Source organism: Nocardia sp. CA-107356, assembly GCF_050946365.1.
In the GTDB taxonomy this organism is placed as follows: Bacteria; Actinomycetota; Actinomycetes; order Mycobacteriales; family Mycobacteriaceae; genus Nocardia.
Genome location: NZ_CP191992.1, coordinates 10,142,816 through 10,160,792 on the forward strand (window position 1 = coordinate 10,142,816; position 17,977 = coordinate 10,160,792).

General features: G+C 64.7%; 18 protein-coding genes. 9 read left to right on the forward strand and 9 right to left on the reverse strand.

Annotated elements, in window-relative coordinates:
• Nucleotides 1-347: 347 nt before the first annotated feature.
• The gene (locus ACQP1G_RS45625; protein ID WP_433196925.1) at nt 348-617 is read right to left on the reverse strand and encodes a hypothetical protein; all 270 of its coding nucleotides are present in this window, start codon (nt 615-617) and stop codon (nt 348-350) included.
• Nucleotides 618-824: 207 nt separating this feature from the next.
• Here ACQP1G_RS45625 and ACQP1G_RS45630 point away from each other — a divergent pair, with 207 nt between their 5' ends.
• Entirely contained in the window at nt 825-2,006 is a 1,182-nt protein-coding gene (locus tag ACQP1G_RS45630) for an AAA family ATPase (RefSeq protein ID WP_433196927.1), read from the forward strand.
• Nucleotides 2,007-2,015: 9 nt separating this feature from the next.
• Here the strand turns inward: ACQP1G_RS45630 and ACQP1G_RS45635 are convergent, their stop codons facing one another.
• Both ACQP1G_RS45635 and ACQP1G_RS45640 read right to left on the reverse strand, forming a co-directional pair.
• Entirely contained in the window at nt 2,016-2,438 is a 423-nt protein-coding gene (locus tag ACQP1G_RS45635; RefSeq protein WP_433196929.1) for a peptidoglycan-binding domain-containing protein, read from the reverse strand.
• A gap of 401 nt (nt 2,439-2,839) precedes the next feature.
• Nucleotides 2,840-4,219, reverse strand: a complete 1,380-nt coding sequence (locus ACQP1G_RS45640) for a protein kinase domain-containing protein (protein WP_433196931.1) — start codon at nt 4,217-4,219, stop codon at nt 2,840-2,842.
• A gap of 283 nt (nt 4,220-4,502) precedes the next feature.
• On the opposite strand from ACQP1G_RS45640, the gene ACQP1G_RS45645 reads away from it, so the two are divergent.
• Nucleotides 4,503-6,458, forward strand: a complete 1,956-nt coding sequence (locus tag ACQP1G_RS45645; protein WP_433196933.1) for an acyl-CoA dehydrogenase family protein — start codon at nt 4,503-4,505, stop codon at nt 6,456-6,458.
• Between the two features lie 57 nt (nt 6,459-6,515).
• Here the strand turns inward: ACQP1G_RS45645 and ACQP1G_RS45650 are convergent, their stop codons facing one another.
• Complete coding sequence (locus ACQP1G_RS45650; protein WP_433196935.1) at nt 6,516-6,950, reverse strand: ester cyclase; 435 nt, start codon at nt 6,948-6,950, stop codon at nt 6,516-6,518.
• 501 nt (nt 6,951-7,451) lie between these two features.
• Here ACQP1G_RS45650 and ACQP1G_RS45655 point away from each other — a divergent pair.
• From ACQP1G_RS45655 to ACQP1G_RS45665, 3 genes are all read left to right on the forward strand, one after another.
• Entirely contained in the window at nt 7,452-7,889 is a 438-nt protein-coding gene (locus tag ACQP1G_RS45655; protein ID WP_433196937.1) for a hypothetical protein, read from the forward strand.
• A gap of 255 nt (nt 7,890-8,144) precedes the next feature.
• Entirely contained in the window at nt 8,145-9,110 is a 966-nt protein-coding gene (locus tag ACQP1G_RS45660; RefSeq protein WP_433196939.1) for an alpha/beta fold hydrolase, read from the forward strand.
• 177 nt (nt 9,111-9,287) lie between these two features.
• A complete protein-coding gene (locus ACQP1G_RS45665; protein ID WP_433196941.1) occupies nt 9,288-9,575 on the forward strand; it encodes a hypothetical protein in 288 nt (95 codons plus the stop codon).
• Between the two features lie 127 nt (nt 9,576-9,702).
• On the opposite strand, the gene ACQP1G_RS45670 is transcribed toward ACQP1G_RS45665, so the two are convergent.
• On the reverse strand, nt 9,703-10,950 hold the full coding sequence (locus tag ACQP1G_RS45670) for an acetyl-CoA C-acyltransferase (protein WP_433196943.1): 1,248 nt from the start codon (nt 10,948-10,950) through the stop codon (nt 9,703-9,705).
• A gap of 392 nt (nt 10,951-11,342) precedes the next feature.
• On the opposite strand from ACQP1G_RS45670, the gene ACQP1G_RS45675 reads away from it, so the two are divergent.
• Genes ACQP1G_RS45675 through ACQP1G_RS45685 form a run of 3 tightly spaced genes read left to right on the forward strand, consistent with a single transcriptional unit; the run spans nt 11,343 to nt 14,893 of the window.
• Complete coding sequence (locus tag ACQP1G_RS45675) at nt 11,343-12,173, forward strand: hypothetical protein (RefSeq protein WP_433196945.1); 831 nt, start codon at nt 11,343-11,345, stop codon at nt 12,171-12,173.
• A gap of 30 nt (nt 12,174-12,203) precedes the next feature.
• Nucleotides 12,204-14,144 carry a fumarate reductase/succinate dehydrogenase flavoprotein subunit gene (locus ACQP1G_RS45680; RefSeq protein ID WP_433196947.1) on the forward strand — a complete coding sequence of 647 codons (1,941 nt, stop codon included), beginning with the start codon at nt 12,204-12,206 and terminating at the stop codon, nt 14,142-14,144.
• A gap of 2 nt (nt 14,145-14,146) precedes the next feature.
• The gene (locus ACQP1G_RS45685) at nt 14,147-14,893 is read left to right on the forward strand and encodes a succinate dehydrogenase/fumarate reductase iron-sulfur subunit (protein WP_433196949.1); all 747 of its coding nucleotides are present in this window, start codon (nt 14,147-14,149) and stop codon (nt 14,891-14,893) included.
• Between the two features lie 54 nt (nt 14,894-14,947).
• Here ACQP1G_RS45685 and ACQP1G_RS45690 read toward each other — a convergent pair whose 3' ends face one another.
• Nucleotides 14,948-15,145 (reverse strand): hypothetical protein, encoded by a 198-nt coding sequence (locus tag ACQP1G_RS45690; protein ID WP_433196951.1) that lies wholly within the window; start codon nt 15,143-15,145, stop codon nt 14,948-14,950.
• A 364-nt stretch (nt 15,146-15,509) separates the two neighbouring features.
• Here ACQP1G_RS45690 and ACQP1G_RS45695 point away from each other — a divergent pair, with 364 nt between their 5' ends.
• Complete coding sequence (locus tag ACQP1G_RS45695; protein WP_433196953.1) at nt 15,510-16,187, forward strand: DUF6461 domain-containing protein; 678 nt, start codon at nt 15,510-15,512, stop codon at nt 16,185-16,187.
• A 122-nt stretch (nt 16,188-16,309) separates the two neighbouring features.
• Here ACQP1G_RS45695 and ACQP1G_RS45700 read toward each other — a convergent pair whose 3' ends face one another.
• Genes ACQP1G_RS45700 through ACQP1G_RS45710 form a run of 3 tightly spaced genes read right to left on the reverse strand, consistent with a single transcriptional unit; the run spans nt 16,310 to nt 17,588 of the window.
• On the reverse strand, nt 16,310-16,534 hold the full coding sequence (locus tag ACQP1G_RS45700; RefSeq protein ID WP_433196955.1) for a DUF397 domain-containing protein: 225 nt from the start codon (nt 16,532-16,534) through the stop codon (nt 16,310-16,312).
• 14 nt (nt 16,535-16,548) lie between these two features.
• Nucleotides 16,549-16,746 carry a DUF397 domain-containing protein gene (locus ACQP1G_RS45705; protein ID WP_433196957.1) on the reverse strand — a complete coding sequence of 66 codons (198 nt, stop codon included), beginning with the start codon at nt 16,744-16,746 and terminating at the stop codon, nt 16,549-16,551.
• Nucleotides 16,743-17,588, reverse strand: coding sequence for a helix-turn-helix domain-containing protein (locus ACQP1G_RS45710; RefSeq protein WP_433209429.1), 846 nt, complete (start codon nt 17,586-17,588; stop codon nt 16,743-16,745). The genes ACQP1G_RS45705 and ACQP1G_RS45710 overlap by 4 nt, the downstream gene beginning before the upstream one ends.
• Between the last annotated feature and the right edge of the window lie 389 nt (nt 17,589-17,977).

A 17,977-nucleotide genomic window follows, 5' to 3' on the forward strand; every position in this document is an offset into this window, starting at 1 on the left:
GTCGGTCGGGTCCGGCAGATCGGCCCCGACTCCCAGTTGAATCTCTGGGTCCCGGTCACGACAGTCGAGATCTGTTGGCCCCGACGGCCGTTTGACGGTGACTCAGTGGCGCCGCTTCTCTGACGAACCGACAGACTCCACTAAGTCACGAAGAGATTACGACCCGGACGCGGTGTTGTCCAGCGCACAGACCAGCTTGTTCTCAGATGATCGGAAAACCCCAGGACGAGCGGGCGGAATTGCGACACGCCCAGATGGTCACGACACGGTCTCGGCGGCGCCGTGCGAGTTATCCGATCGAGAGTGCCGACCGGATCCGACGCCGCGCCCACGGGATTCGCACCCGACTATTCGCCGGACCCGGCGTCCCGCTGCGCCAGCGCGCGCTCGAGTTCATCGATCCGGCGTTGCGCATCGGCCAAGTCGACCTCTAGCTGACCGAGCGCCATCACCAGCGGCCCGACCGCGAGATCGGCGACGAGTTGCGGATCGTCATAGCCACGTTCGATCGCGACCAGAATGTTGGAGCGGATGCGTCCGGCCACGGTAGCCCCGGCGGGAACGTTCCACGACTCGACCACCTCGGCGGTGGTCGCTGGGGTGGATTCCTCGGACATGCCCCTCCGTTCCATCCAACACCGGACGGTTCACCGAACCGCCACCAGCGTAGAGATTTTCGTGGCGATAGCAATAGTGCAATAACGATGTCGCGAGCGACTACTCGCAGGTCTCCATTCAACACTGCGATAGTTCGCTAGCAATATCTAGGACACGCCGTATATACGGCCAGATTCGGCTGAGGAGACGCGCTACGGTGTCTGGGCATGGACCCCGTGCGGAATCCGTATGCTCCCGGAGCCGGACAGCGCCCACCCGAACTGGCCGGGCGCGATAAGCAACTCAACGCCTTCGACATCGTGCTGGAGCGGGTCGCGCGAGGCCGGCCGGAGCGCAGCGTAATGCTCACCGGACTGCGCGGGGTCGGAAAGACCGTGCTGCTCAACCAACTTCGTTCCGCCGCCATCTCCCGCGGTTGGGGCACCGGCAAAATCGAGGCGCGACCGGATCAGGAACTGCGCCGCCCGCTGTCCTCGGCACTGCATATGGCCGTGCGTGCCATCGCCATGGCGCACCGCAACCAGGAGCGCGTCGACGACTTCCTCGGCATACTCAAGGCTTTCGCGCTGCGCTCCACCGCCGATAAGGGCATGCGAGAGCGCTGGCAGCCCGGTATCGACGTACCCGCGGTGACCGGTCGCGCCGACTCCGGCGATATCGAGATCGATCTGATCGAACTGCTGAAGGAGGCGGCCGCACTGGCCAGCGATATCGGCGTCGGCATCGCGGTCTTCATCGACGAGATGCAGGATCTCGGTCCCGCCGATATCTCCGCGATCTGCGGCGCCTGTCACGAATTGAGCCAGGACGCCGCACCTTTGATCGTGGTCGGCGCCGGACTGCCGCATTTGCCCGCCGTGCTGTCGGCCTCGAAGAGCTACTCCGAGCGACTGTTCAGCTACCACCGTATCGACCGGCTGGACCGCGAATCCGCTGACCTCGCCCTCATCGCGCCCGCCGAGCGCGAGGAGGTGAAATTCACCGAGGAAGCCCTGGATGCCTTGTACCAGAGGGCCGATGGCTATCCGTACTTCGTGCAGGCCTATGGCAAGGCGGCCTGGGATCAGGCGCCGGAGAGTCCGATCACCGCCGAGGATGTCGAGGTGGCGGCACCGAGCGCCGAAGAGGAGTTGGCGGTCGGATTCTTCGGTTCCCGATATGAACGCGCCACCCCCGCCGAACGCGAATATATGCGCGCCATGGCCGATCTGGCGGGCGACGACGGTCCGGTGCCGACCGCGGCGGTGGCCAATGAACTCGGTCGCAAGCCCGCCTCGCTGTCACCGGCCCGCGACGGGCTGATCAAGAAGGGCCTGATCTATTCGGCCGAGCGCGGCACCATCGGGTTCACGGTGCCGCACTTCGGTCGCTATCTGCGCAGCGTGTAGCCGCAGGACTCAGTACGGCAAGGGGAATGGGTACTGATAGTCGCAGTTCCCCCGCGATGTGCAGGCATTCTGCAGTGACCGCCAGGTGGCAGGACCGACGACCCCGTCGTCGTAAATGCCAACGGCCCGTTGGAAGTTCCGCACTGCCGCCTTGGTCTGTGGCCCGAACTTGCCATCGACATCGACATGACCGTTGCCATAGCTGTAGCTGAGGAATGCCTGCACCGCCGCGACGCACGGCCCCTGGTTGCGCACCCCTTCCTGCAATGTCGGCTTGGCCGCCAGACACTGACCGATCGAGGCCGGGTACTGGACCTCGGCATGCGCGGGTACCGAGATGGCGGCGGTTCCGGCCACCGCGGCGACCCCGATGGCCGCTGCGGCAATCGCCCGGCGAATCCGCTCACCCCGGAAAAGCTGTGCTGTGTACATGTTGTTCCTTGTGGTGGGTGAAAGCTTCACCGCTGCTGGTCGAAGCTGGTGTGGCCACAGTAGAAATCGCCACCAATGGCGGACCAACGAAGAACTCACGGCACAGCTCAGGCCAGCGGACACCGCACCTCGAGCGTCACCGATCCGATCCGGATGCGGTCACAGTGCACCAGCGCTGCAGACTTGCCACCCGATCGCTCGGATCCATGCCCCGCGTACGGAAGTGTGCGGTCGCACGCCCGTGATCGCCGATCTCGAATGCCGTGCCGGCCTCGGTTCCAGCCTGTTCGAGGCGACCGAGATCGCCCTGGTCGGTGGCCCACCGACGGCGAGCGGTCGGCCATCGACGTACCAGCGCACCGGACCGAGGATGCCTACATCCGGTATCGGTGCGCGGGTTGTCATGGCGCTGCGACGCAGCGACCGTCGAAGCTGCTGTCGCCGACCCGAAATACCGGCCATTGCACGGCTTTTGCCCGAGTCTCCGGACCATAGATGCCGTCGACCGCCGCATCGTGATCGGTCTGCAGATGCCGGATGGCGCGCTTCATCGGCGCGTCGTAAACCTGCGTCTCGGCCAGTTCGATGCCATGGCACAGGGTCAGCGCCTGCCGCAGGGCAGCGACCGATTCGCCCCGATCGCCCTCGTTGAGTGCGCAGTTCGAATCATCGTGATCAGCTGCCCCACTGGGCAATTCGAGGTAGTAGCCGGTGCCGAGCGGCACCCGCACGCGCCAATAGCACCGCCGGAAGCCCGTCGGCGGACTGCTGCTCGGATGCGACACATTCGCCGGGCCCGCGTCGTGCGACGGCTCGGGTACCAGCCAGACCGCCAGCGCCACCACCGCCACGACCACGGCGGCGATACCGGTGACCACGGCGCGGCGCAGGCGCGGCGGGCGGCCACGGAGGGTCATCCCCCATCGTCGTGGCCAAGGCTCGGTATCGCTGATCGCCACCTCGACGGCACGCGCGAAATCCAGGCAGGTCCGATAGCGCCGCTCCGGATCAACCGCCATCGCACGGGCGATCACCTCGTCCAGAGCGGGCGGGACATCCAGGCGCACCCGGGTCGGCGCGAAGGCCGGGTTGTCCCGCACCGTCTCGGTACCGCCCGGCGTCGGCGCGCGGCCGTTCGGATTCGAACCGGTGAGCAGCGCCGACAAGGTCGCGCCGAGGGAATAGATATCCGCCCGCCGGTCCACCGCGCGCCCCGCCAGTACCTCCGGCGCGGCGAAGGCGGGAGTGCAAGCACGCCAACCTGTTTCGGTGACCGTCGCGGCATCCTCGATGGTGCGAGCCAGCCCGAAATCCGCGACGAGCACGCGTTCACCGTCGTCACCATCGGCGACCAGGATGTTCGACGGTTTGACGTCGCGGTGCAGCAGATGCTGCTCATGTGCGTGGTGCAGCCCCTTCGCGGCCTCGCAGACTATGCGGGCCGCCCGATTCGGCTCCAATCCGGTCGGTTCCTTGTGCATGAGTTCACCCGCATCGGTGCCGTCCACGTACTGCATCGCCATCCACAGGGCCGCGCCCTGCTCACCCCGGTTGTAGACCGAGACGACATTGGGATGGTCCAGGCGGCACACCAGGTCCGCCTCACGGCGAAAGATGCTGCGGTAGCGATGATTCGCGCCGAGGTTCTCGGCGAGCACCTTCAGCGCCACCTGTCTCGGCAACGCCGGATCCTCGGCCAGATAGACCGCCCCCATCCCGCCGGAACCGAGGGGCCGCACAATCGAATACCCCGCGAATACCTGCCCAGGCCGTAATAACATCCCTGCCCTCCAAGGGAATACGGGCCACGTCGTCGCCGTCGCCTGGCACGTTTCAGTCACTACCCCACATTCGCGGCCCGGTGTCAAGACAACCTGCGCGCCCGGCGTCCGGCAAGCCTCAGGTGACCCTGTCGAGCGACCTGCGGGCAATCGCTACGGCGCCTTTGCCGCTCTATCAAGATCATTGGAGATTGATAGATAACGCTCTACCTCGACCCCTACCGGCCGGTAACAAACCCTCCTACACTCTAATGTGATCCTGATCACGTCCGAGGAGGACATCATGGCGACTACCGCAAAAGTCGACGCCACCGAAGAACAGGCCCGCGCACTGGTCGAGGAATCCCGGGAGACCAGCTGGGCCAAACCATCGTTCGCCAAGGAGATGTTTCTCGGCCGGTTCCGGCTCGATCTGATCCACCCCTACCCCCAGCCGAACGACGAGGACGCCGCGCGCACCGAGGCCTATCTGGCCCGGTTGCGGCCGTTCTGCGAATCGCTCGACGGCAGCGTCATCGAGGCGGAGGCCAAAATCCCGGACGAGTACGTCAAGGGCCTGGCCGAACTCGGCTGCTTCGGCCTCAAGATCCCGCAGGAGTACGGCGGCCAAGGTCTTTCCCAGGTCGGCTACAACCGGGCACTGATGCTGGTCGGCTCCGCGCACCCCAGCCTCGGCGTCCTGCTTTCGGCGCACCAGTCGATCGGTGTGCCCGAACCGTTGAAGCTGGCGGGTACCCCGGAGCAGAAGGCCGAATTCCTGCCCCGCTGTGCGGCGGGCGCGGTCAGCGCGTTCCTGCTCACCGAGCCCGATGTCGGCTCCGACCCGGCCCGCATGGCCAGCATCGCCGCCCCGACCGAGGACGGCGAGGCCTACGAGATCAACGGTGTGAAGCTGTGGACCACCAACGGCGTCGTCGCCGAACTGCTGGTGGTGATGGCCCGCATACCCAAGAGCGAGGGACACCGTGGCGGCATCTCGGCCTTCATCGTCGAGGCCGATTCGCCGGGCATCACGGTGGAGCGCCGCAATGCGTTCATGGGCCTGCGCGGCATCGAGAACGGCGTGACCCGCCTGCACAACGTCCGGGTACCGAAGCGCAATCTCGTCGGCCGTGAGGGCGACGGCCTGAAAATCGCGCTGACCACGCTGAACGCCGGACGGCTCGCCATCCCGGCGCTGTGCACGGCGGCCTCGAAGTGGTCACTGAAGATCGCCAGGGAGTGGAGCACCCAGCGGGTGCAGTGGGGTCGTCCGGTCGGCGAGCACGCCGCGGTCGGGGAGAAGATCTCCTTCATCGCCGCCACCACCTACGCACTCGAGGCGGCACTCGATCTTTCGGCCACCATGTGCGACGAGGCCCGCAACGATATCCGCATCGAGGCGGCGCTCGCCAAACTCTGGGCCAGTGAGATGAGCTGCCAGATCGCCGACGAACTCGTACAGATCCGCGGCGGACGCGGCTACGAGACGGCGGCCTCGTTGCGGGCCCGCGGTGAGCGCGCCGTCGGGGCCGAGCAACTGGTCCGGGATCTGCGGATCAACCGCATCTTCGAGGGGTCGAGCGAAATCATGCGATTGCTGATCGCCAGGGAGATGGCCGATGCCCACATGTCCGCCGCCGGTGCGCTCGTCGACCGGAACGCGGAGTTCAAGGACAAGGCCAAGGCCGCGGTCGGCGCGGGTGGTTTCTATGCCAAGTGGTTCCCGCAATTGGCGGTCGGCGCGGGCACGGTCCCGGCGACCTATGCCGAATTCGGGCCGCTGGCAAGGCATCTGCGCTTTGTCGAGCGCAGCTCCCGCAAGCAGGCCAGGTCGCTGATGTATGCGATGGCGCGTTGGCAGGCGGGTCTGGAGTACCGGCAGAACTTCCTCGGTCGCATTGTCGATATCGGCGCCGAGCTGTTCGCGATCTCGGCCGCCTGCGTGCGGGCGCAGGCGCAGCGGACCGCGGGCGCGCCGGAGGCCAAGGCCGCCGAGGAACTCGCCGACGCCTTCAGCCGACAGGCGCGCATCCGAGTGAAGACGCTGTTCGACGCGCTGTGGGATAACACCGACGATGACGATCGCACCGTCACCCGCGGCGTCCTCGACGGCCGCTACCAGTGGCTGGAGGAGGGCGTCTTCGATCCGAGCGAAGGCACCGGTCCGTGGATCGCGGAATGGCAGATGGGTCCGTCGACCGAAACCAACCTGCTGCGACCGTTCCTGCCGACGACCCGTAGTCACGTGGGGACGTAGACGCGAACCCGAAGTGCCGTCACCCGGGTCCCCCGGGTGACGGCTAGGGGTTGCGAGTCAGGTTGTTGCAGAGTGCGCCGATGGGACGACGCCGAGTTGTTGCATCATCCCGAGCGTGTCCCAGCATGCCCAGCTTTCGACGATCTTGCCGTCCTGGAACCGATTGATCGTGATTCCCTGAATGACCGCTGATTTACCGGTCGCGGACATGCCCATCATCTCGCCGTCGTTGGTGCCTGTCGCCGTCCATCGGGTAGTAACGAAGTCGCCTTCGGCGATCTGTTCGTTGACCAAGAACCGTTGATCCGAGAACGCGGCGAGATACATCTGCGCGAGCCGTTTGAGACCGTCGGGGCCATGGACATCGGCGAACGGGTTCTGTGGATCGTGGTCGATGAAGTCGGCCGCTATCACCTCGTCGAATACACCGAGGTCTCGCTTGTTCCATGCGTCGAAGACGCGCTTAGAGGCGGCCTTGTTCTCTTCTGACATGGCGCTTCCTATCGATTGGGCGCCGAACTGGCGGGGCGGCCGTAGTCGCTACACGCAGGATTCGCGGTGCCCGGCGCTGAGTTGTGGTGCGGAGCACGGCCGCGATTCCAGCAGTGGATCCAGGCGCCGCGACCCGGTACGTGGACGCTGTCATCACCGTCCGAATGTTATCGGCAGGCATCCAGCTACCCGCCGATCACAAACCCTGAAGCCGGTATACCGCCATCATTGTGCGCCTCTTTCGTGCGTGAGGTAAGGGCGCAACGGAGGCTGCTGCGGGCCCGTCCCGCGCTCGCACGATGACTACCTGCGATTTTATAGTTCAACAAGTTGATTTGAGGGTCGACCGCGAGAGACCCCGGATGGGGACGCCGTGGTGGCGTCGGCGCGGGTTGGCGCAAGGATCGGGCAGCACGAGATGTCTTGGTTAATATATAGTTAATCTAAGCTTGGCCGAGTCGGCGTCACAGAAGATCCGATGGGCGGTTACCGCGGCGCACGGTGACGCGCGTCGATGGTGTGCGGCGTGGTCAGGGGCCGCCGGGGCGGCGGCTCTGGGCCGCATCCGGTCGCGACCGGATGCCCTATCCCCTGCACCACCGCACCGAGATCGCCGACTTCGATGAGCTGAAGCGTCATCGGAAGACTGCGGTCACCACCCTGCTCGACAAGTATTCGCCCGAACCCGAAAGAGCCATCGAGGTGCTGCCCGAGCCGGACGCCCGCATGGAGTCGGAGGGTCTCGGCGGCATTGACCTTTCGAAGACCTACCGATTCCATCGCGCGATCCGCGGCGCAGCGGAGGCCACCCGGGCCCGGCTGCCCGGCCCAGTGCCCGATCGCCGAATATTCGGGTGTCTCGAAAAATTCCTAGATAACGATAGACTTACGATATCGCGCTACGATAACCTTTCGATAACAATATCTAGCGGACTCTAGGAAATCCGATCGACTAGCCAATAGAAGGCAACACACCAGTCGATCGTGGTTATCCGCCGAAATCTAGCGCCTGACCTACTGGTTCTTGGATTCACCGATCGCCGGGCCAGTACGCCCGGCGATGTCGATCACCAGCGTCAGTTGGACAACGCATACATAACGGACGGTATGCGGCGTTAACGGCGCGGGAATCCAAGTCGACATCCGGGCAAGAGCGCTCCGAACGGGTGTCCCACGAGGCACAGGAGAACCTTCATGTCCACGACCATTGCCCGCAGGGCCGCCGACTACGACGGCCATCGCATGACGGTGTCGGCCGACGACGGCACCCCGATCGCGGTCCGCACCTTCGGCGCCGACGACGCACCCCTGACCGTCGTCTTCGTGCACGGTCACTGCCTGCGCACCGAGTCCTGGTCATACCTGCGCGATCACCTGCTGCGACAGTGGCCGAAGGACACCCGCATGGTTTTCTACGACCACCGTGGACACGGTGAATCGGGCATCGCCCATCACTCGACCTACACCATCGATCACCTCGGCCACGACCTCGACGCCGTGCTGCGGGCGGTCGTGCCGACCGGTCCGATCGTGCTGGTCGGACATTCGATGGGCGCGATGGTGACCCTGGCCTACTCGCGGCTGTTCCCCGCGGCGATCGGTACCCGGGTGGTCGGCCTCGGTCTGATCGCGGGCGCGGCCAGCGGCATCACCGAGGTGGGGCTCGGTCGTTTCCTGAATCGGCGCGCGGTGAACTCACTGCAGGTCGCGGTGCTGCGCGCGCCGCGGTTCATGCAGGCATCCAAGCGCCTGTCCCGCCGGATCTTCGAGCCGATCGCCCGCGAGGCGAATATGGGCACCAAGCGGACGAACCCTCGTATGGTCGCTGTCGCCGCGGCGATGATGAACGACACCCCGCTGCTCACCATGTCGAGCTTCCTCGCCTCGCTGATCACCTTCGACGAAACCGCGGCGCTGCAGCGTCTCAGCGGCATTCCGGCACTGGTGCTGGCCGGTTCGGCGGACATCGTTGTGCCGTTCGCACATTCGGTGGTGCTCGCCTCGCAACTCGCCGACTCCGAACTGGTCCGACTCGAGGGCGCGGGACACGGCGTGCACCTGGAGCGGGCCGAAGAGGTGGCCTCCTACCTGGTCGGCCTGGTCGACCGGGTGATCACCGCCATGCAGGGTCAGGGCCCCGGGTACGCGGCAGTCAGCTGAACAAAAGGCCCGGCCAGGCGGGGGAGCCGAGCCAAATCGCGAATCCTCGCGTACTGTGTTGTAGATCACGTTGTGTGGTGAGTCACACGACTTGGTGAAGCGCGGTCCCGGGCCGACCAGGGAACCACCCGCTACCCACCGAGTTCGTCTGTCCGCCAAGGAACACAGGAGGTATCGATGACACGCAGCGAAATAGCGGAACTCCGCTACGCGGTCGGCCAGCTCCGGCAATCCATCGGCGCACTGCGCTCCCATTACGGCGACGCCAATTCGGTGCGACGACTGGAGAACGACCTCGAGCGGCTCGCCATCGATGCCGACGACCTCGAGCAGTCGCCGCCGCAGGAGATCACCCGCCGCCCGCAGGAGACCATCTACGTCCCGGACAGCAAGTCCGACGAGGCGGCCTGGATGGGCGCACAGGACGAGGGCCTCGGCTTTCACTCCCGCCCGCGCACGAAGTAGCTTCCCGGTTCCGCGCGCCGTCCGGAGAGGTCGGCGCGGCAGCTGGCACACGCGCTTTCGGCACCGCACACGCGCATCCGCACGTGTGCGGTGAACAACTCACATGTGTGCCGGCCCCGGGAGTCACTCAGGAGGCGCGGTGACGACCGGACCTGCGGGACGGGCGGACGCCGTGGAAGCGGGCGCCGCGGGGAGTCTCGGGGATCGGGGCGGCGCCGGCCGATTCGAAGAGAGCCGCGATGCCATGGTCGTGGCCGAGCGCGATCGCCTCCAGACCGTAATTGCCGTTGGTACGAGCCAACTCGTGCAGCATCGTGGTCATGATGCGCAGCCCGGTGGCGCCGACCGGATGGCCGAGCGCGATCGCCGAACCGTTGACGTTGAGCCGCTCACGCGGATCCAGCTCCCATTCTCGTGCCAGCGCAAGCACTTCCACCGCAAAGCCCTCATTGACCTCGATCAGATCGAGATCGTCGAGGGTGAATCCGGTGCGGCCGAGCAGTTTGGCGACAGCCGGGGCGGCGCCGAGAGTCGCGGTGTCCGAATCACATCCGGCCGCGGCCCAGCCGACCAGATAGGCCATCGGCGCGAGGCCGAGTTCGTCGAGCCGGTCCTCGGCCACGACCAGGCAGGCCGACGCGCCGTGCCGATGTGAACTCATATTGCCCTCGGTGACCACACCGCTGGAGATCAGCGGGCGCAGTGCGGCCAGGGTACGGGTGGAGACGTCCTCGCGCACACCTTCGTCGCGCATGATCCGATGGCGCACCGCGGTATCGAATTCGTCCCAGTCCCTGGCATCGTCGACGACCCCGACCGGGATCACCTCGGCGGAGAAGGTGCCCTGCCGCCAGGCGCGGGCGGCTTTGCGATGGCTCGCGACGGCGAACTCGTCGGCCGCTTCCCGGCTGATGCCGTAGTGGCGGGCCAGCTCTTCGGCATTCGCCAGATCTCCGATATTCGCCAGCTCGCCGGTCCGGTACGGATCGCTGTGGCGGGTCGACACGCCATCGCTGGCGGCCGAACATTCGACCCCACCGGCGACCACCACATCGGCCGCACCGGTCTGCACCATCATCGCCGCGGTGATCACCGCCTGCAGACCACTGCCACAGCGACGGTCGGTCAGGAATCCGGGCACCGCGAACGGTAGTCCGGCAACACGCGCGGCCAGCCTGCTCAGCTCGGGGGCGCTGGCTCGGTTGTCGACACAGGCCATCGCGACATCCTCGATGCGCAGCGGATCGATGCCCGAGCGTGTGATCACCGCCGAAAGGACGGTCGAGGCCAGCCATTCCGGCGGCATTCCGGACAGCGCGCCACCCTCGATCCCGCTCGGGGTCCGGACCGGCGCCACAATCGCGGCTCTCCTCATCTGGGTTCCTCCTTCCCCCGGCAAAGCTGTATCCGCCTGCAACGGTCGCATCAGCGCACGTCAGCGGCTGAATCTCCAGAAAGGTGACCACACGTTTGTTGCCGCCGCGTGACGTTCGTACGGCCGAAAAATCGGCCGCCGGTTTCCTTGCGGACCGGCTCGGTCGAATCATGTTCTGTTCTAGGAGAGTTCGGAGACTTCGTGGCCGGTTCGCCGCGGCCGCGGTAGGCAGACCTCGATCGAATGTGGCGGAAATCACGGACCTGAGGGTGGGTCAGGTTTGGCGGGACGCCGCTGCGCGATAGCGAGGGTGTCGTATGGTGCTCAGCATCACATTCGATTGCGGAGGTCACGGGGACCGTCCGCACAGCAGATCAGCGAGGCATCCACCTGTGAGTGCCGCACCGACCGCCACCCCGGAAACGGGAACCGGCGTCTTCAGCAAGACCAGGGCCGCCATCTCGGCGCGCACACTGCGCACCGACCGATGGTGGATCCCACCGCTAGTGACGGCCATCGGACTGGCCGCCTTCGTCAGCTACGCAACAATCAGATCGTATGTGCGAACGGCATATTGGGTTCCGGAGTACCACTACCTGACGCCGTTCTACTCACCGTGCGTGAGCAGCGACTGTGTCGAGGGCTCCAGCCACTTCGGCGCGTGGTTCGGTCATATCCCGGCGATCCTGCCGCTCGGCTTCCTGGTGCTGCCGTTCCTGCTCGGGTTCCGGCTGACCTGCTACTACTACCGCAAGGCCTATTACCGCGCAGTGTGGTTCTCGCCGCCCGCATGCGCGGTTGCCGAACCGCACGCCAAGTACACCGGCGAGACCAGGCTGCCGCTGATCATCCAGAACGTGCACCGTTACTTCTTCTACGTGGCGGTGATCGTTTCACTGGTCAACACCTGGGATGCGATCTACGCATTCCATGGTGAGAGCGGCGGGTTCGGCTTCGGACTCGGCAATATCGTCCTGACCGGCAACGTGATCCTGCTGTGGGCGTACACGCTGTCGTGCCATTCGTGCCGCCACATCATGGGCGGCAAGCTCAAGCACTTCTCCGCGCACCCCGCGCGGTACTGGTTCTGGACCCAGATCTCCAAGCTCAACACCCGCCATATGGCGCTGGCCTGGACCACCCTCGGCACCCTCGTGCTGACCGACTTCTACGTGATGTTGGTTGCCAGCGACACGATTTCGGATCTGCGGTTCATCAACTAACCGCCCTCACAAACCAGGAGTTTCGCGGCCATGCCAGAAGTGGAACGGCACAAGTACGACGTCGTCGTCATCGGTGCCGGTGGCGCCGGACTGCGCGCGGTGATCGAAGCACGCGAACACGGTCTCTCCGTCGCGGTGGTGTGCAAGTCGTTGTTCGGCAAGGCACACACCGTGATGGCCGAGGGCGGTTGCGCCGCCTCGATGGGTAATGCCAATGAAAAGGACAACTGGCAAACCCATTTCAAGGACACGATGCGCGGCGGCAAGTTCCTGAACAACTGGCGCATGGCCGAATTGCACGCCCAGGAGGCACCCGACCGGGTGTGGGAGCTGGAAACCTATGGCGCGCTGTTCGATCGGACCGCCGACGGCCGGATCAGCCAGCGCAACTTCGGCGGGCACACCTACCCGCGGCTGGCGCACGTCGGCGACCGCACCGGACTCGAGATAATCCGGACCATGCAGCAGAAGATCGTTTCGCTGCAGCAGGAGGATTTCGCCGAGACCGGCGACTACGAGTCGCGCATCAAGGTTTTCGCCGAATGCACCATTACCGAACTGCTGAAGGACGGCGACCGGATCTCCGGCGCATTCGGCTACTGGCGCGAGTCCGGGCGCTTCGTGCTGTTCGAGACGCCGGCCGTGGTGCTGGCCACCGGCGGTATCGGCAAGTCCTACAAGGTCACCTCCAACTCGTGGGAGTACACCGGCGACGGACACGCGCTGGCGCTGCGGGCCGGGGCGACGCTGATCAATATGGAGTTCCTGCAGTTCCATCCGACCGGCATGGTCTGGCCGCCCAGCGTGAAGGGCATCCTCGTCACCGAGGGTGTGCGCGGCGACGGCGGGGTGCTGAAGAACTCCGAGGGCAAGCGGTTCATGTTCGAGTACATCCCGCCGGTCTTCAAGGGGCAGTACGCCGAAACCGAAGAAGAGGCCGATCAGTGGTTGCGCGATAACGACTCCGCCCGCCGCACCCCGGATCTGCTGCCCCGTGACGAAGTGGCTCGCGCCATCAATTCGGAGGTGAAGGCGGGCCGGGGCACCGAACACGGTGGTGTATTCCTGGATATCGCCTCGCGCCTGCCCGCCGAGGAGATCCGGCGGCGGTTGCCCTCGATGCACCATCAGTTCAAAGAGCTCGCGGACGTGGACATTACGAAGGAGCCGATGGAGGTCGGCCCGACCTGCCACTACGTAATGGGCGGAATCGAGGTCGATCCGGATACCGGCGCGGCGACCGTACCCGGATTGTTCGCGGCGGGTGAGTGTTCGGGCGGTATGCACGGATCGAACCGGCTCGGCGGCAATTCGCTCTCGGACCTGCTGGTCTTCGGTCGGCGGGCCGGGCTCGGCGCCGCGACCTACGTCGAGCAGCTGTCCGAGCGGCCCGCGGTCACCGATGCCGATATCGCTACGGCCGCGAAAGATGCGGTGGCACCGTTCGATCCACCCGCCGAAGGGTCGGGAGAGAACCCCTACACCCTGCACACCGATCTGCAGCAGGCGATGAACGATCTGGTCGGCATCATCCGCAAGGATCACGAACTGCGCGAGGCCATCGAGCGTCTCGCCGAATTGCGCACTCGCTTCGACGGTGTCGTGGTGGAGGGACATCGGCAATTCAACCCGGGCTGGCATCTCGCCCTCGACCTGCGCAATATGCTCCTGATCAGCGAATGTGTCGCGCAAGCAGCGCTTTTGCGCACCGAGAGCCGGGGCGGGCACACCCGCGACGACTTCCCGGCCATGGATCCGGCATGGCGTAACAAGTTGCTGGTGTGCGCGATCGATCCGGCCGATGCGGACGGCCCGGTGCCGGGCGTACGTGTCACTCCGGAGGATCAGATCCCGATGCGGAACGACCTGCTCGGGCTCTTCGACCTCGGCGAACTCGAAAAGTATTACAACCAAGCCGATCTCGCCTCCCATCCGGCGACATCGGTGACAGCCACGAAAGGCGAGGCGTAAGAATGGGTTACGACGCCAAATTCCGCGTGTGGCGCGGTGATATCGACGGTGGCGAGTTGCGCGACTTCACCGTGGAGGTGAACGAGGGTGAGGTGGTGCTCGACATCATCCACCGGCTGCAGGCCACGCAGGCGCCCGATCTCGCGGTGCGGTGGAATTGCAAAGCGGGCAAATGCGGTTCGTGTTCGGCCGAGGTGAACGGTCGGCCACGGCTGCTGTGCATGACCCGGATGTCGACGTTCCAGCCGGATGAACTGATCACCGTCACGCCGATGCGTGCCTTCCCGGTGATCCGGGATCTGGTGACCGACGTATCGTTCAACTACCAGAAGGCGAGGGAGATCCCGTCTTTCACGCCGCCGGACGATCTGAAACCGGGCGACTACCGGATGCAACAGGTCGATGTGGAGCGCTCCCAGGAGTTCCGCAAATGCATCGAATGCTTCCTGTGCCAGGATACCTGTCACGTGGTCCGCGACCACGAGGAGAACAAGGCCGCCTTCGCCGGTCCACGCTTCCTGATGCGGATCGCCGAGTTGGAGATGCATCCACTCGACGTGGCCGACCGCCGCGATCTGGCTCAGGACGAGCAGGGGCTCGGACTCTGCAATATCACCAAATGCTGCACCGAGGTCTGCCCGGAACATATCAAGATCACCGATAACGCCCTGATTCCGATGAAGGAACGGGTGGCGGATAAGAAGTACGATCCGCTGGTTTGGTTGGGCAACAAGCTCTTCCGACGCTGACCCGAGCTCTGGACCACCGGCCGGGATTCGATGCCCGGCCGGTCGGCGCACCCTTTATAACAACGCGACGACTCCGACGGCGACCATCCACACCAGCACTCCAACGAACAGTGCCGACAGGAACGAGCCGGTCAGAACGAACACGCCGACCGCCGACACCGCGAAAAGCAGTGCCACGATCAGCCATTCCACCCAATCGCCCGGCCGCAATTTCTTGTACCGGGGATGGGAACTCTTGAGCCCACGGTCCACAAGTTGTGGTCTACCCGTAATCAGCCTCGGCAAACGCTATTTCGTTGTCGAATCTGCACTATTTCGTGATCTTCGCGCACATCTGATCACGCTGCATCGATCCCACTGACCGACGCTGCCGTGACCTGACCGGACCCGGCGGGCATATCCGCCGTGTAGGGTCTCAAAATTCGTGGCATGCGCCGGTTGGCTAACCTCGCTGTTTCCGGTTTGTCTCAGGTCGTCGCGGTGAGGGTTTGTCTCAGTTCGACGGCATTTCCTTGGGTTGGTGTGAGTTGGTCAGAGCGCGGGGTCTCGAATTGTCCTCTGGCGAAGGAAGAAACGAGGCCGCCGATTGTCGGTAACACCTGCCATCATGCACGCTATGACGACTTCCGACCCGTCGGCCCCGTTCCAGTGGCTCAGCGCTCAAAACGGCGATGACCGCTGGCTGGGCGAGATCTTCACCGTAACCTTCTTCCGCGGGCTCGACCCGTCGGAGGTGGTGCGCCGCTTCAGCCGCGGCGAGGACCAGGGCCAGGAATCGGGCTTCGATGAGCTCGCAGAGCAGGCCAGCGAGAACTCCTTCAAAACCGGCGGAGGATCCGGGGGAGGCAACGTGGGTGTCGTGCAGGTCGGTGAGTGGAGCGTAGCAATCGAGCTGATCGGGTGGATGGCCACGCTCCCCGATGTCCTGGCCGAATTGTCGCGTGATTGTGAGGTACTGGCCATCACTCGGCACGACTACGCTGAGCACAGCCTCGCGTACGCGATCGACGGCACGATTGTCACGGGCTACAACTTGACGTGCCCCCACCTTCGACACGGCTCCGAGCCCGACCGGCTCAACGGGTTCATGCGGGAACTCGGCAGCCCGCTGGACATGCGGGACGACGAGCATGATTGCGACGACGAGTACGACTGGGACGAGAGTGATTGGGACACCGACTACTTTGCTGCCGTGCCGAGAGCTTTCGCCTTGGCCGCGAAGCTCACCCAAGTGCGGTTCATCCCGGAAATCCTCGATCGTGTGATGCTCGTCGGACCCGTCGCGTACAGGTGATCGTCCAGTAGCCGCAGCGACGAGTACGGAATCTCAGAACCATGGCGGATCCGCCACATCACCGCTACTCATTCTGAGATTCCGTCACGAGTTCTGAGACCCTACACGCCGGGTCGGTCGCACTACTCGGGCCGGTCGAACTCACCATCGTGGACACCCGCAGTGAACGCGGCCCATTCACCGGGCGTGAAGATCAGGACCGGCCCATCGGGGTTCTTACCGTCGCGCAATGCGACGTGACCGGCTTCCAGTAGCGCCACCTCCACACTGTCCTTTCCGGCGCCAGTACCAGCCTTGCGCCAGATCGCACCGGTCAGATCAACATTCGCGCCCTTATTGATGCTCACGCCTCGCAACTCCCTCAGAACTCGCCACCCGCCACACCGGCGGTGAAGGCATCCCATGCGCCCGGGGTGAAGACCAGGGCGGGTCCACTCGGATTCTTGCTGTCGCGTACGCCGACCCGACCACTGTCGAGGAAGGCGACCTCTACGCAGTCCTTACCCGCGCCGCTGCGGGTGCTCTTGAACCACTGCGCGCCAACCAGATCCAAACTCATGCCACATACTCCTTCGCTACCTGCCTTAGCAGATGTCTACTGGGTTGAATATCCAGCGCGCTGCGCCGGAGGCACTCGTGCGCACGATCGTACCGCTGCACATCTGCAGGTCTTTCGAGGTAGAGGTCCCCGGTGAAGCCCTCGGCGTACACCACAGGCGGCTCGATCGGTTGGCCCTTGCCATCGGTTCCGAACGCTAGAACCGTGAACGGTCCGGTGGAAACCCCGAGTGGAACACCGGCCGCGAACGGCAGGATACGCAGGGAGATATTGGGTTGGGTACTGATATCGGCGAGATGACGTAGCTGTGCCGCCATCACTTTGGCGCCACCGACCACCCGGCGCAAAACCGACTCGTGCAACACCACATCCACCGTTGCCGGTGCGGCCTTGCGGGTGATCAAAGCCTGGCGCTGCAACCGCAATTGGACGCGGCGCTCGATCTCGGCATCCGAATCATCCGGATAGCCGAGTCGATTGAGGGCCCTCGCGTAGTCGGCGGTCTGGAGCAGACCGAGCACGAGTTCGGATTGGTAGGAGTTGAGTTGCTGGGCCGATGCCTCCAAACCGACGTAGACGTCGAAGTTTTCGGGGATGAGGTCGCCGTAGGCGTGCCACCAGCTCTTGACGGCGGCCTGCTGGGCTAGGCCCTTCAGGCCGTCGGATAGTTCGTCGGGGATGCCGTAGATGCGGCACAGCTCTTGGATATCGATGGTACGAATGCGATCTGCCTGGCCTTTTTCCAAGCGCTGCAGGGTACTTGCGCCCCATTCCATCAGTCGGGACGCTTCGGCGATGGTGAGGCCCGCCTGGGTGCGCCAGTCCCGGAGATATCTGCCCAGTTGGCGTCGGGGTAGGGTAGAGGCGGCGTTATCGGGGGATAGCCGGTCGGAAGTTTCTGTCCCCCGGGAGGAATTTCGGGAACTCACTGACGCTCTTGCCGAACTCGCTGACACAGCACGCTCCGTTCTGTATTCAATTGCGACGTTCACGCAAGCCGGCGTGGTTACGCAGGCTTGCGCCTCCGGGCGACCCCACAAGCTCGGTTCCCCGTCACTTCGCTTGGGCAGAGGGCTCTTTCGTCCACTATGGAGAATCCTCCCTTCCCGGTTGGGTTTTGTGCTGGGAATTCGCGCCAAATCTTTGGATATCCACCAAGGACACTGTTCGTGACGTGTCACGGTGGTGTGCTGGAAGTGTGCCCGGAGTGCACACGGTTCGTTCCCCTCCT

Bases quoted from the DNA above. Each gene is read 5' to 3' on its own strand.
- ACQP1G_RS45640 (WP_433196931.1), bottom strand. From the start codon at position 4,219: ATGTTATTACGGCCTGGGCAGGTATTCGCGGGGTATTCGATTGTGCGG.
- ACQP1G_RS45685 (WP_433196949.1), top strand. From the start codon at position 14,147: ATGGGTTACGACGCCAAATTCCGCGTGTGGCGCGGTGATATCGACGGT.
- ACQP1G_RS45695 (WP_433196953.1), top strand. From the start codon at position 15,510: ATGACGACTTCCGACCCGTCGGCCCCGTTCCAGTGGCTCAGCGCTCAA.
- ACQP1G_RS45660 (WP_433196939.1), top strand. From the start codon at position 8,145: ATGTCCACGACCATTGCCCGCAGGGCCGCCGACTACGACGGCCATCGC.
- ACQP1G_RS45650 (WP_433196935.1), bottom strand. From the start codon at position 6,950: ATGTCAGAAGAGAACAAGGCCGCCTCTAAGCGCGTCTTCGACGCATGG.
- ACQP1G_RS45630 (WP_433196927.1), top strand. From the start codon at position 825: ATGGACCCCGTGCGGAATCCGTATGCTCCCGGAGCCGGACAGCGCCCA.
- ACQP1G_RS45705 (WP_433196957.1), bottom strand. From the start codon at position 16,746: ATGAGTTTGGATCTGGTTGGCGCGCAGTGGTTCAAGAGCACCCGCAGC.
- ACQP1G_RS45670 (WP_433196943.1), bottom strand. From the start codon at position 10,950: ATGAGGAGAGCCGCGATTGTGGCGCCGGTCCGGACCCCGAGCGGGATC.
- ACQP1G_RS45635 (WP_433196929.1), bottom strand. From the start codon at position 2,438: ATGTACACAGCACAGCTTTTCCGGGGTGAGCGGATTCGCCGGGCGATT.
- ACQP1G_RS45645 (WP_433196933.1), top strand. From the start codon at position 4,503: ATGGCGACTACCGCAAAAGTCGACGCCACCGAAGAACAGGCCCGCGCA.
- ACQP1G_RS45665 (WP_433196941.1), top strand. From the start codon at position 9,288: ATGACACGCAGCGAAATAGCGGAACTCCGCTACGCGGTCGGCCAGCTC.
- ACQP1G_RS45680 (WP_433196947.1), top strand. From the start codon at position 12,204: ATGCCAGAAGTGGAACGGCACAAGTACGACGTCGTCGTCATCGGTGCC.
- ACQP1G_RS45625 (WP_433196925.1), bottom strand. From the start codon at position 617: ATGTCCGAGGAATCCACCCCAGCGACCACCGCCGAGGTGGTCGAGTCG.